Annotated in this window: 8 protein-coding genes and 2 tRNA genes; 5 read left to right on the top strand and 5 right to left on the bottom strand. The window is 41.5% G+C overall.

Going from position 1 to position 13,378, the window contains the following annotated elements:
• Positions 1–198 precede the first annotated feature (198 nt).
• Complete coding sequence (locus PSU72_RS06805) at positions 199–2,778, top strand: cation-translocating P-type ATPase (RefSeq protein WP_300431555.1); 2,580 nt, start codon at positions 199–201, stop codon at positions 2,776–2,778.
• 251 nt (positions 2,779–3,029) lie between these two features.
• Here PSU72_RS06805 and PSU72_RS06800 read toward each other — a convergent pair whose 3' ends face one another.
• Both PSU72_RS06800 and PSU72_RS06795 read right to left on the bottom strand, forming a co-directional pair.
• Positions 3,030–3,440 (bottom strand): cupin domain-containing protein, encoded by a 411-nt coding sequence (locus tag PSU72_RS06800; protein WP_300431554.1) that lies wholly within the window; start codon positions 3,438–3,440, stop codon positions 3,030–3,032.
• 81 nt (positions 3,441–3,521) lie between these two features.
• Complete coding sequence (locus PSU72_RS06795) at positions 3,522–4,523, bottom strand: MBL fold metallo-hydrolase (protein ID WP_300431553.1); 1,002 nt, start codon at positions 4,521–4,523, stop codon at positions 3,522–3,524.
• A gap of 140 nt (positions 4,524–4,663) precedes the next feature.
• On the opposite strand from PSU72_RS06795, the gene PSU72_RS06790 reads away from it, so the two are divergent.
• Positions 4,664–5,566: a LysR family transcriptional regulator gene (locus PSU72_RS06790; protein WP_300431552.1), complete on the top strand. Its 903-nt coding sequence runs from the start codon at positions 4,664–4,666 to the stop codon at positions 5,564–5,566.
• Positions 5,567–5,841: 275 nt separating this feature from the next.
• Positions 5,842–7,335, top strand: a complete 1,494-nt coding sequence (locus tag PSU72_RS14415; protein WP_367186081.1) for a recombinase family protein — start codon at positions 5,842–5,844, stop codon at positions 7,333–7,335.
• On the opposite strand, the gene PSU72_RS06785 is transcribed toward PSU72_RS14415, so the two are convergent.
• From PSU72_RS06785 to queF, 3 genes are all read right to left on the bottom strand, one after another.
• Positions 7,295–7,370 (bottom strand) — tRNA-Glu (locus PSU72_RS06785). The two genes, PSU72_RS14415 and PSU72_RS06785, sit on opposite strands and share 41 nt — an antisense overlap.
• 88 nt (positions 7,371–7,458) lie before the next feature.
• Positions 7,459–7,534: transfer RNA gene (locus PSU72_RS06780), tRNA-Ala, on the bottom strand.
• A 137-nt stretch (positions 7,535–7,671) separates the two neighbouring features.
• On the bottom strand, positions 7,672–8,118 hold the full coding sequence (gene queF / locus PSU72_RS06775) for a preQ(1) synthase (RefSeq protein WP_300431551.1): 447 nt from the start codon (positions 8,116–8,118) through the stop codon (positions 7,672–7,674).
• 81 nt (positions 8,119–8,199) lie between these two features.
• Between queF and smc the strand changes: the two genes are divergently transcribed.
• Both smc and PSU72_RS06765 read left to right on the top strand, forming a co-directional pair.
• A complete protein-coding gene (gene smc / locus PSU72_RS06770; protein ID WP_300431550.1) occupies positions 8,200–11,751 on the top strand; it encodes a chromosome segregation protein SMC in 3,552 nt (1,183 codons plus the stop codon).
• Between the two features lie 87 nt (positions 11,752–11,838).
• Positions 11,839–13,341, top strand: coding sequence for a cell division protein ZipA C-terminal FtsZ-binding domain-containing protein (locus PSU72_RS06765; protein ID WP_300431549.1), 1,503 nt, complete (start codon positions 11,839–11,841; stop codon positions 13,339–13,341).
• The last annotated feature ends 37 nt before the right edge of the window (positions 13,342–13,378 follow it).

Raw genomic sequence — 13,378 nt, 5'->3', positions numbered from 1 at the left:
CGATTATTAATTTATGAGATACTTATCAAACAAAGCCGCTCTGACAATTTATGGATAATAAATAAAATTTAGCACTCGTTAGTGACAATGATAGCAAAAGGATTTTGTGTGCAAGCAATTTGGCTCATTACCTAAAAATGGAACGATATCCAATGATATTGGACGTATGCTTACAGAGATTTAACCACGGTAGCTTTTGTGACTGATGTTAAAACTCCATTTGGCTTGACTCATGCTGAAGCACAACTGCGGCTTGAATCTGATGGTATTAACGAACTACCAGCTGCAGGTCAGCGGGATTTATTTAGTATAGCACTAGAGGTTATACGCGAGCCGATGTTTCTTCTTTTAGTTGCGGCAGGTGCAATATACATACTACTAGGTGATGTGAGCGATGCGCTGATGTTGCTAGGATTTGTCTGCGTGGTGATGGCAATCACCATCTATCAGGAAAATAAAACTGAGCGCGTACTCGAAGCGCTGCGCGATTTAACTAGTCCACGTGCTTTAGTGATTCGTGATGGCATAGAGCAGCGTATTGCAGGGCGAGAAGTGGTGCGAGGTGACTTGCTCATCTTGTCAGAAGGTGATCGCGTAGCAGCAGATGCGGTGCTGATTTCGTGCAGTCATTTTGCGGTTGATGAATCACTGCTTACCGGTGAGTCCGTTGCGGTGCGTAAGACTGCACAAGCTGAGTCTGAAGCACAACTTAACATTGAAATTTCGCCTCCTGGCGGTGATGGTTTGCCATTCGTCTACGCTGGGTCATTGGCTGTGCAAGGCCGCGCAATGGCGCAGGTGCTGGCAACTGGCCCGCGGAGCGAGATCGGAAAAATCGGTAAAGCTTTGCAGAGCTTAGATGTCGAGATTACACCCTTGCAGCAAGAAATTCGATTGCTGGTGCGTACTCTAGCAATTATCGGCGTGCTTTTAAGCTTATTGTTATTTGTGATTTATGGCCTGACGCGTGGTGATTGGTTACATGGCTTATTGTCTGGCATCACATTAGCAATGTCGATTCTGCCAGAAGAGTATCCCGTAGTTTTGACGGTATTTATGGCAATGGGTGCGTGGCGAATTTCCAAACATCGAGTGCTGACAAGACGTGCGCATACTGTTGAAGCGCTTGGTTCAGCCACTGTGATGTGTGTGGATAAAACGGGGACACTCACTTTTAACCGTATGGCTGTGCAACAGCTAGTGGCAAATAACCTTAAGTTCACAGTAGCCTATCCCAGCAAATCTAAGCATGAGTCCGTCAATGATTTATTACCTGAAAATTTTCATGAAGTTCTTGAATTTGCCATTCTTGCTAGTGAGGCAACTCCATTTGATCCGATGGAAAAAGCGATTCATGAAATCGGCCAACAGTATTTGACCGATACCGAGCATCTGCATGGTGATTGGCAGTTAGCGCATGAATATTCTTTGTCTCCAGAGTTGCTTGCTTTATCAAATGTCTGGAAAGCGTTAGACCGCGATGAATATGTGGTAGCCGCAAAAGGCGCACCAGAGGCCATTGCTGATTTGTGCCACCTTGATCAACAGCAGCTTGATGCATTATCTAAGCAAATAAATAACCTAGCAGAACAAGGCATGCGCGTATTGGGTGTGGCAAAGGCCAAACATTCTGGACGCGAGTGGCCAGATATTCAGCATGATTTTGATTTTGAGTTTCTTGGTTTGATTGGGTTGGCTGATCCGGTACGTCCTAACGTGGCACCAGCGCTTAAAGAGTGTCATGCCGCAGGTATTCGAGTGGTGATGATTACAGGTGATTACCCAGCCACTGCTGCTGCAATTGCCGATCAAATAGGGCTACCTATTGGAAGTGCCGGCATCATCACAGGGACTGAGCTCATCCAGATGGATGAATCGACCCTGCGTGAACGGATTCTTCACAGCAATATCTTTGCACGGATGGTGCCAGAACAAAAACTGCGTTTAGTCAATGCGTTAAAAGCGAATGGCGAAATCGTTGCAATGACCGGTGATGGCGTGAATGATGCGCCAGCGCTTAAAGCTGCACACATTGGTATCGCCATGGGCGGACGGGGTACAGATGTCGCGCGTGAAGCAGCGGCGTTGGTGTTACTTGATGATGATTTTGCCTCTATCGTGCACGCTGTGCGTTTAGGCCGAGGCATATTCGATAATCTGCGCAAAGGTATGGCCTATATATTCGCTGTACATTTTCCTATTATTGGTTTATCGCTTGTGCCCTTGTTGCTCGGCTGGCCAGCAATGTTTGCGCCAGTTCACATTGTTTTTTTAGAAATGATAATAAATCCCGCCTGTTCAATCGCCTTTGAGGCAGAACCCGCAGAATCAAATATCATGCAACGCCCACCTCGTCCGCCTAAAGAGTTGCTATTTGGCAAACATGTTTTTTTCATTAGCTTGCTACAAGGAATTTCTCTTTTATTAGCGTCACTATTAGTGATGAGCTATGCCTTAAATAATGGAGCAACCGCAGAGGCTGCCAGAGCCATGACTTTTACCACGCTGGTCACTGGCAATTTGGGTTTAATACTAGTTAATCGCTCATGGCGGCATTCAGTCATACGTACTTTGAATATACGAAACCCCGCATTGTGGTGGGTCATTATTGGCGCATTTGTCTTTCTAGTGCTGGCGCTATTGCTGCCAATACTGCACGATGTTTTTCATTTTGCACCTATCACCGCTCAAGAGTTTGTTTTGTGTTTTTTAGCGGGTTTATCAAGTGTTATTTGGTTTGAACTCTATAAAAAATGTCTTAGAACCTCAGTAATCTGAATTGAGAATATCAATGTCGGCTAAGGGTCGGCATTGAAGATTATCAGTGTCAGCTTTGAAGAAATACGTTCATCAGGCCAAATACCAGCCAATCATAAACTTCACTCAGGGCCCTTTTGAGACTTTCGTCAGCTAGATGTGACCTTCTGCAACGTGGGACAAAGCTGCCGTTGAAAATATGGTGAAAGAAAGGAAAGTGCTAATATTTTTTATTAATATTAGCACTCAAAATTTAAAGAAATGCTTACCCTCTATTTTAAGTTATATAAAGGCTTATTTTTATCAACTATATGAACGGTAAATAGCTTTAATTCATTTTGTGGTGCAATAGTTACTCCTCCGTGAATTTTTTTTCGCATAGCAATCAGAGTATCTCCGGTTTTCATAATAACTTGCCTCCCTTCATCATTAATTAAAGTTGCACCTTTTATAGTATATGCAGTCTCAATGCCATAATGAAAATGTAATGGTATTTTGTCTCCTGCTTTAAAAGTAGAAATTGAAGAGATAGCCTCCATTGGACTATTGCAAACTATATCTCCCCTATCTTTTTCTATTCTATTTTTATCCAAAATATCTGCTTGAACTACTGAGCTCAATGAGATTAAACTTAATACCACTAACAGTTTGGTTACTTTGACAGAAAATATTTTTGTGTACATTACCAACCCTTTTCTTAGTATTTAATTGCTCTAGTGCTGTCATAGATTAGTTGGATGGCAAACATTGCCATCCACCTCTTTTTAAATTCCTTCACGATCGTGATATTCAGTACGAATAAACTTATATCCTACTGTCGCTTGGTTAATATAACCAATACCTGGGTATGGCAAATGTGGCGCAGCAATCAGGCTACCTTCTTTTGCTATTCTTTCAAATTGAATGGCTCTTTGTTTGGCAGCAGCAGGTTGGTCAACATCATAAGTAATCGTAATTTCTGGCTTTGGAAATTGAACAGACTCAACATGGATAGAATCTCCGATAAATGTGATGCTTTTCCCTGCACTCTCAACCTTGTAAAAATAATGGCCTGGTGTGTGGCCCGGTGTTGGCATTGCATTAACGCCTGGGAACAAAAGCTTACTTCCACTAATTGGGCTGATGTGTCCAAGTTTTACGTAGGGTGTTAATGCAGCAGTGGCTTGTTGAAAGTAAGCTTTGTCATATCCATTTACTCCATTCTGATTTTTTACATTCAAGAAAAAATCTAAATCAGCTTTGCCAACATATATAGTCGCGTTAGGAAATGCAGCCTGCCCGTCTTTCACTAAACCACCAGTATGGTCGGTGTGTACATGTGTGATTAGAATGTCTGTAACTTGGTCCGCAACATAGCCGATATTTTTTAGTCTTTCAATTAGCTTACCGCCATAGCCTGGACCAAAAAAGCCCCCAGCCCCAGTATCAACTAGGATTATTTTTGTACCTGTATTGATTAAAAATGCATTAATGGAAGCCTCAACTGGGCTTTGTAAGTGCGCTTTTGTCAATAATTGATCCACTTCACTTTGGCTACCTCCTTTAAGTAATGCATGTAAATCTTGAGGGACAGAACCATCTGAAAGTGAAGTGATTTCGTAATTGCCCAGCTTATACCTATAAAACCCTGGCTGTGTTTGATACTTAACTAACGTCTCTTTCTCAACTACAGGCTCAGCAATAGCAAAGCTTGGGGTGATGATTTGTAAAAACAACGTGGATATTAAGATAGCCAGTTTGGATTGATAATTATTTTTAAGTTTCATAACGATTCCTTTTAATGTCAATAAATATTGCCTCTAAATATTTCCAGCATGTGCTTAAGAGGTCATAAAAGCACTGTGCTAGAATAGCCATAATATTAAATTATGTGAAATTGTTATTTATTATCTCAGATATAACTAATATGAATATAAATAGATCAGACTTTCCTCTTTTGGTGTCATTGGATATTTTGCTTGAAGAACGAAATGTTACTAAAGCAGCTAAACGACTTAATGTAAGCCAGCCAGCTCTTTCAACACAATTATCAAAGCTAAGGGATATTTTTGATGATCGTTTGCTAGTTCCATCAGATAACGGAAGAGGCATGGTACCCACCGAACGTGGCTTGGAAATTCAAGAGAGGCTAAGAGTTTCGTTAGATGGGTTAAAGGACGCGCTACAACATCAAAATTACTTTGATCCAAAGACATCAAAACGAAAATTTGTTATCGCCGCCAATGATAGTGTATTCACTATTTTAGGGTTAACTGTAATGGCAGAGGTTCTAAATCAAAACAACTATAATCTTCAGATGTCAGTTATTCCTCCATATGAGCAATATTTAAATGAACGAATGGCACAAGGTGAAATTGATCTCTATATCGGCGATATGAATAAGATGCCAGAGAGCTTAAAAATGAGATACCTTATGAAAGACAGGTTTTTAATGGCTCAAAGAAAAGAGCACCCTCGTGGGATATCAAAACCATCACTGGCAGATTATTGTAAGCTTTCACATGTAGTTGTTTCTCAAAAAGCAGACTTTGTAACTTCTATTGATCATATACTTGCATCACTTACCTGCCAAAGAAATGTTGTTGTTTCTGTCTCTAGCTATAACCAAGTAGCCCTGGTTCTTTCAAATAGTGATTGTGTTACCACACTACCAAGCCAACTGTTAAATAGATATGAAAGCTCACTTGACTTAATTGATGTCCCATTCGAGATCCCCGCTTTTGAACTGGCTATGGCATGGCACCCACGTGTGCACGAGGACGCATCAAATGTATGGTTGAGAAAACAATTCATTAAAGCTATAAGTTGACGATATATAAGTTAAGATGACTTATACATCATTGATTCAAAATTGATTTCACATTTTTTCAATATATGTGACAGTCCGCTTTGGGTCGGTTTTTGCCCTTTGACCTCCAAATTAGCTTGCCTCAAAGCAGACTTTCAAAAAGTAAAATCAACACTCTTTTACCAATTTAGACTATAGCGCAAAGTTTCTTAGATTTAGTTCATACACACAGCTTTACAAATACCCGATTAATTTAACTCATATATAATTAGCCCATCTATACGGTGGGCTTTTTCATGGAAAAATGTGTTCTATATCTAAGGTCTTCCAAAGACCGTTCTGAAGTCTCACTCGACGCACAACGCAGACAGCTGTGTGAACTTGCGCAAACAAAAAATTACCTAATTGTAAAAGAGTTTGAGGACGCGGTTGAGTCAGGTAAGGATGATGACCGTCCAGGCTTTCAAGCAATGATCGCTGAGATGCGGCTGGGTAAGAAAGAATGGTCCATAGTTTTAGCACTGGACACTTCACGAATCTCGCGCAGACGTATGATCTCCATTATCTTTGAAGAGCAGGAATGCAAGAAGCAGGGCGTTCGTGTAATTTATAAAAGCTTACCAGACGCCGACCCAGCAACTGAGATGATTCTAAAATCTATCTTGCAGGCCATGGATGAGTGGCATTCACTTACTAGTAAAGCTAAGGGCTTAGCTGGGATGAATGAAAATGTGAAGCAAGGTTTTCGGGCAGGAGGTCGCGCGCCAAGGGGTTATCAGTTAGAGCATACGCCGACTGGTGCAATTCGTGATGGATCTCCAGTCATGAAATCTAAGCTAATAAAATCTGATGATGCTGCAGCCATGGCCACATACTTAAAGAAACGGGCAAAAGGATCATCGCGTGCCAGGTCGATAGAAGTAGCCGGATTAATTTCCCCAGTTACAACGCTTATTGATATTGAACGCAATGCCTTAGTTTATGCTGGCCACACAGTTTGGAACCGTCATGCAGAAGCGGGCAGCGGAACAAAGTTTAGAGATGAGTCAGAATGGGTTATAACAAAAGGCACTCACGACGCTTTAATTACTGAAGAAGAGGCTGATTTAATACTCAAACAGTTGGATTCTAGGAAATATGCGCCGGATCGTGTAGCAAAAAGACCATACATATTGTCAGGACTTCTCCAAAACACAGACGGAATAATGTTTGTTTCAGACGGTGATGGTGCATATCGAGCTGGAAAAGGTAAAAGGATGAACGCTGAAGCTGTGGAGAAGGCTGTGCTTCGTAAAGTATTTGCAGATTTGCAAGGTGACGATTATGCAGCTGCAATTCTTGAACATTACAAAAAACAGCTGGCAGGTGTAAAAGATTCTGATGCTGAAATTAAATATATTGCTAAAAAAGTAAGTGAGATTGATTCCAACAATTTAAGACTGTCTGATCTATTAACAAAAACTTCAGCTCCAGATGCATTGTTGCGAGCTATTGAAACAAATGAGATTGAGAGAATTGCGCTAACAGAAAGATTGAACGCCTTGAAGGGTGAAGCGGAATTAAGTCGTGATTACAAAAAGCTAACTTTAAAGGATATTAAAGTTATGCTTAACAATATCGTCGATAGCTTTGAAGACAAAGCAGCCGAAGATATTAAGGCCATGCTCAAAACAATAGTAGAAACTATTATTTTAGATACCGCATCTTTAACCATATCAATAACTTACAAGTTAAAAAGCGGGGTTGAGCTGGCGTCCCCACGGGGATTCGAACCCCGGTCGCCTCCGTGAAAGGGAGGTGTCCTAGGCCTCTAGACGATGGGGACCTAAGAATTTCTGTACCGTATTACAAGTGCAACATCATACTACAAAACACTTAATTATCTAAGCAGAATTTAGTAATTTTTTCCTTTTTGGTGGAGATAAGCGGGATCGAACCGCTGACCTCTTGCATGCCATGCAAGCGCTCTCCCAGCTGAGCTATACCCCCAAATCTACATCAAATTTCGCTGGTGATTTACTTGCGTCATCAGCGAGGCGCCATATTAATGATGGTGCGAACTATTGTCAATGATTTTCACCAGCATTTTTGAATTGTGGCGAATTTATTTCAAAATTACTTTAAAACTAGCCTCGAATATTCGATTGGTTCTCGAATTGGGTGAGTTCAACACGCGGTAGTGGTTGCCAACCTGCTTTACGATGTTCAGCGACTACATTAGTAAATACTCCGCCACGCACGTAGAACTTGGCAGTTACGCGCATGAATTTTGGTTGAGTGGCAGCAACTAGGTCATCTAATATCATATTAGTCACGGCTTCGTGGAAGCAACCTTCATCACGGAAAGACCACATATATAGTTTTAAGCTTTTTAGCTCAACGCAGGTTTGGTCTGGAATGTAGTCTAGATAAATGACGGCAAAATCTGGTTGACCTGTTTTTGGACAAAGGCAGGTGAACTCAGGAATTTCCATATGAATGTGGAAATCACGCGCTTGATTTGGATTTTCAAACGTTTCTAGTGTTTTAGTGGGTTGTGCGGTTGGTTTGCCGCCGATTGATTGTGTAGTCATAGGGTGTTTTTGCTTAAAAAAAGTTATTATACTAGCTTATAAAATTCTACAAAAATTTAGCTTAAATAATTTCTATTCAATTTGCGTTTAACTCACTTAAAACTTGCAGGCTTTAAATCGTTTGTTGATCCGACAACGTTGCATATCCATGGTCAACGTGTGGGTGTGGTTGGACCTAATGGTTGTGGTAAGTCCAACGTCATGGAGTCTGTGCGCTGGGTATTGGGTGAGTCGTCGGCAAAAGAAATGCGTGGCGATAGTATGGATGCCGTTATTTTTAACGGGTCTGGCAATCGTAAGCCTATTTCGCGCGCCAGTGTCGAATTGGTGTTTGATAACAGTTTAGGTGGCGCGTCAGGGGAGTGGAGTCAATACGCTGAAATTTCCGTTAAACGCGTGATTGAGCGTGATAAAGGCTCAACCTACTATATTAATAACACTGTGGTGCGTCGTCGCGATGTGGCTGATTTGTTTTTAGGTACGGGGTTGGGTGGTCGCGCTTACGCCATTATTGGTCAAAATACGATTAATCGGATTGTTGAAGCTAAGCCAGAGGAATTGCGTATTTTCTTAGAAGAAGCGGCTGGTATTAGTAAATATAAGGAACGCCGTCGCGAAACCGAGCTACGTTTGCGAGATACGCGTGAGAATCTCACTAGAGTAGAAGATATTCTGCGTGAGCTGGATAAGCAAATTGCACGCTTACAGTCTCAAGCTGTTGTTGCAGGAGAATATCATCGTTTACAGGCGGCTTTAACCATTACTAAAGGTCAAGTTTGGCTGCTAAAGAAACGTGATGCCAGCGCGCAATGGGAGAAAGCGCAGCGTCAGGTAGAAAAGCTAGTGAATGAACTTGAAGCGCAAATGGCGAGCTTGAGAAGTAATGAAAGTGCGCTAGAAGTGGCTAGGCAGAAGAATTTTTCCGCGACTGAGGCAGTGAATCAGGCGCAAGCTAAGTATTATGAAGCAAACGCAGAGGTTTCAAATCTTGAGAATCAAGTAAAAAATACTGCAGATGCACGTGAGCGCATGCAGTTACAGTTGCAACAGATCAATACTCAGTTAGAGAAAAACATCACGCAACAAAGTAATTTTCAGGCGAGTTTATCAAATGCACAAAATGAATTGCATTTAGCAAATACAGATTTTTCAGCAGCTGAATTAATAATAAAAGAGGCTCGTGAGGCAGTTCCAACCTTATCTACTGAATATCAACAAGCATTGGCAATCTTTAACACTAGCCAAGCTGCGCTTACGCATGCGGATCAGCGTTTAAAGTTAGAGCAAGCAAATATTGGTCATATAGCCCGCACCATCGCTGAAACGAACGAGCAGTTGCAGCGTCTGCAACAAAATTTGAGTAGCATTCAATTCCCCGCGGATGAAGTGCTGACAGAGAAAGAAATACAGCTAGCGGCGGCTGAGGCTGAGATTGCTAGTTTAGAAAAACGCGCTGCTGAAGTATTGCAAAATGAGCAATCGCTTAACTTGTCACTCAAAGCCAGTCGAGATGCACATTTAGCCCAACAGCGAGAGTTAAATCTGTTGGAAGCTGAGATAGGGTCTTTAAATAAAATTCAGCAAACCATGCGCAATGGCAACAATGAAGCAGCGCTAACAAGTTGGTTGAAGGCTGCTGGCTTAGATAACAACGCGCGTATTTGGCAAAAGATTAGCATTAAGTCTGGCTGGGAAACCGCATTGGAATCGGCTTTGGGCGGAAGGTTAAATGCACTTGCAACTTCTGAAATCACGGCAGTTAAAGGCTTGCCAGCCACTAGACCGCCCAGCGCGTTAAGTTTAGCTATAACGTCTGATTTAACCACAACGCGCAATGTTGCGGCGAGGTTGCCCCAAGCTTCACTTTATTCATTTGTAGAAAAGATAACCCCAGACTTACAAGCTGTTCTACAAGATTGGCTGGCAGGCGCGTATGTGCTTGAGGAAGGCGTAGATGCAAATGCTGCGCGCAAAGGCTTAGCTTACGGTGAGTATTTGGTGAACAAGCAAGGTGATATATACACAGCACAAAGTGTGACCTATTTTGGCGCGCAATCTATATTACATGGCGTACTAGAAAGACAGGCTCAACTTGATGCACTGGTAAAGAAACTACCTGGTTTGCAGGAAAATTTAGTGCTAGCGGGCAATCAAGTTAATGAGTTAGAGCAGCAATTGCAAACCTTGCGCCACGAGCATCAAACGCGCAGCCTACAATTAAAGACAGTGACGCAGCAGGCGCATCAATTAAGTATGGCGCTGCAACAGCTCAAACAGCAACAATTAAATGCTTTGCAGCGAGAAAAAACCTTACAAGCGGATAGCTCATTGGTGAGTGAAAAGTTAGTTAATCTCAAAGCTGAAACAGCGTTAAAAGAGCAATCTGTGGCTGAGATTTCACAAGGCTTTCGACAGTTACAGAATGAAAAAGACGAAGCAGATAAAAACAGACGACAAGCTGAACTGGCGTTTAATTATGCCAGAAGCCAACTGCAATCATTAGAGCGTGCGTATCAAGAAAAGTCTTTTAATATTAAGTTAAATAACAATAATATCAATGATTTAAATAATAAAATTAACTATTTACTTGAAGAAAATACTAGCCTTAAATTACGCTGCAATGAAGTAGAAACCACATTAGCCGCCACCAAAATGGAAGCGTTAAAAGCTAATTTAGAAGCAGCTATTAATAATAAACAACAGCAAGAGCTTACTTTGGTAAACGCACGCAACCAAATGAGCGATTGCGAGCAGGCTTTGCAACAGCAAGAGCGCATGCGCATGCAGAACGAGCAGTTATTGCACCCCTTGCGAGATAAGTTGGAAGCTAGTCGGCTAAGTGAGCAAGAAGCGCGCTTGTATTTTGAGCAATGTCAGGCTGAGTTATCAGCTTCGCAATTGAGTGAGGCTGAACTTACTGAGCATCTAACGGCTAATGGTGGCGAGAATAAGCTTAAAGTGACTGATTTAGAAAATAAACGTGACAAGCTTGTTCTGGATATAGAAGAGTTAGGCGCGGTCAACTTGGCGGCTATTCAAGAGCTGGAAAGCGAGCAAACTCGCAAACAATATTTGGATAGTCAATGTAAAGACTTAACGGATGCCAGCGAAACGTTAGAAGATGCTATACGTAAGATCGATAAAGAAACAAGAGGGCGTTTGCAAGTGACATTTGATGAGGCTAATCGTCACTTTATGGAACTATTCACTACGTTATTTGGCGGCGGACAAGCAAGATTAGAGCTTCTGGGTGAAGAGATATTAGATACGGGTATGCAAGTTTTTGCGCAACCGCCAGGCAAGAAAAACAGCACGATACATTTATTATCTGGCGGTGAAAAGGCACTCACCGCTTTAGCCTTGGTATTTGCTTTATTTAGGTTGAATCCAGCACCATTTTGCTTGATGGATGAGGTTGATGCGCCCTTGGATGACAGTAATACCGAGCGTTTTTGCACAATGGTGAAAAAAATGTCTGAGAAAACGCAGTTTTTATATGTAAGTCATAATAAAATAACCATGGAAATGGCGCAGCAATTGATAGGTGTTACTATGCAAGAGTCTGGCGTTTCACGTATTGTGGATGTCGATATGGAAGCAGCAGTGCGAATGATGGAAGAAGTAGCGGTTTAATTGGCAGCATGCATTAGCAATATAGCAACGATTTAAAGTAATACTGAAAGCAATAATGATGAGAGCAATTTTGAAAGTTAAATGTAAATGAGTGAATTACAAATAGCCTTAATCGCCATAGGCGCGCTGATTATACTGGCGGTGCTTGTTATTAATTGGTGGCAGGAAAGACGATTCCACAATCAAGTGGAAAAGAGCTTTTCACCTTTGCAAAGAGATGCTTTACTGGATGACAATAATTTAGACAATGCTGACTTAGAAGATAGTCTAGATGAGCTCGGTACTGGTGAGCCAAGCTTTGAAGCGCGCAACTTAAATGAACCAAAATTTCATACCAATCAATTTGATAGCGCTGCAGATAACAGGGCTAGCAATCACTTCTCAATTGATGAAATAGCGACAGTTAGCAAGCAGCCATTAAACACAAAATATGAAGAATCTGATGATAGGTTTGTAGCCTTACCGAATGAAAATGCTGCAGAATTGCTAATGCAAAAAGAAGAGTCTATTGATGACACCTACAGCGAACTCATCAATTCAAAATTGGACAGATTAGTTTCTGATAATGATAAACAAGATCAGCATCAACAAGCGCCAGTGCAAGATGCTGTACATACTCAATCTAATGACTTCAAAGTAGTGTTCGACCAAGCTTTAACTCATCAAGACCCAGTAGAGCCAAATTCACAAATAAAGAATAATGCACCTATAGAGGTTGCAGTGAGCTTGCCTGAGATGCTGCATGGGCAAATGGATTTAACGGCATTGTTATATTTATCTACGGACACGCCTGTTAGCGCATTAAATCATGCCTTAACTTCATTGTTTGATAACTTTGATAAACCAATTTTCGTGCATGTTTTAGACTCCAACAAACAATGGCATTTGTTAAAAGAGATGCAAACTAATCAAGAAGCTTTGAATAGACTTATTTCAAAAGTGGCTTGCAGTATGCAGTTGGCAGACCGCGGTGGGGCAGTGGAGCGTAGCACATTAAACCGCTTTCAATTAGCGGTTGAAACTTTAGGGTTAGATATTAATGGTCATGTGGAATGGCAAAATGCGGGCGATGCACTGAATACAGCCAACTCTTTAGATTTATTTTGTATTGAAGTGGATAAAACTATCGGTTTTCATTTAATGCATGGTGACAGCGGTGCTTTTACTGGCACCAAATTACGCGGCTTAGCAGAGGCTCAGGGCTTAACACTTACATCAGATGGCGCTTTTAAATACTTTGATCAATCACTAGATGATATAGCTAGTAAGCAACATCCATCCTTTGTGATGTTCAATCGTGACGATCATCCATTTAGCCCAGAAATGCTCAGAACCTCGGTGGTAAAAGGGATTACGTTCCAACTAGATATTCCACATGTTAAACAGTCCGCTGAAACCTTTAATCAGATGATACAAGTAGCAAGACAAATGGAAATAGGGCTAAACGCAACATTGGTGGATAGCAACAATAAAGTGTTGGGTGATATTCAAGTCGAGAAAATTCGTCAGCAAATTAAGGTGTTGCAAGCCACCATGCTAGTACGTGGCATCGTCCCTGGCTCAGATAGCGCACATAGACTATTCTCTTAACGTACTACGTAATTAATCAGTATGTTGGTAATCTCAT

Source organism: Methylotenera sp. (assembly GCF_029945535.1).
Classification (GTDB): Bacteria; Pseudomonadota; Gammaproteobacteria; order Burkholderiales; family Methylophilaceae; genus Methylotenera.
The sequence above is the reverse complement of the archived record's forward strand: the minus strand, read 5'-3'. Positions and strand labels throughout refer to the sequence as shown.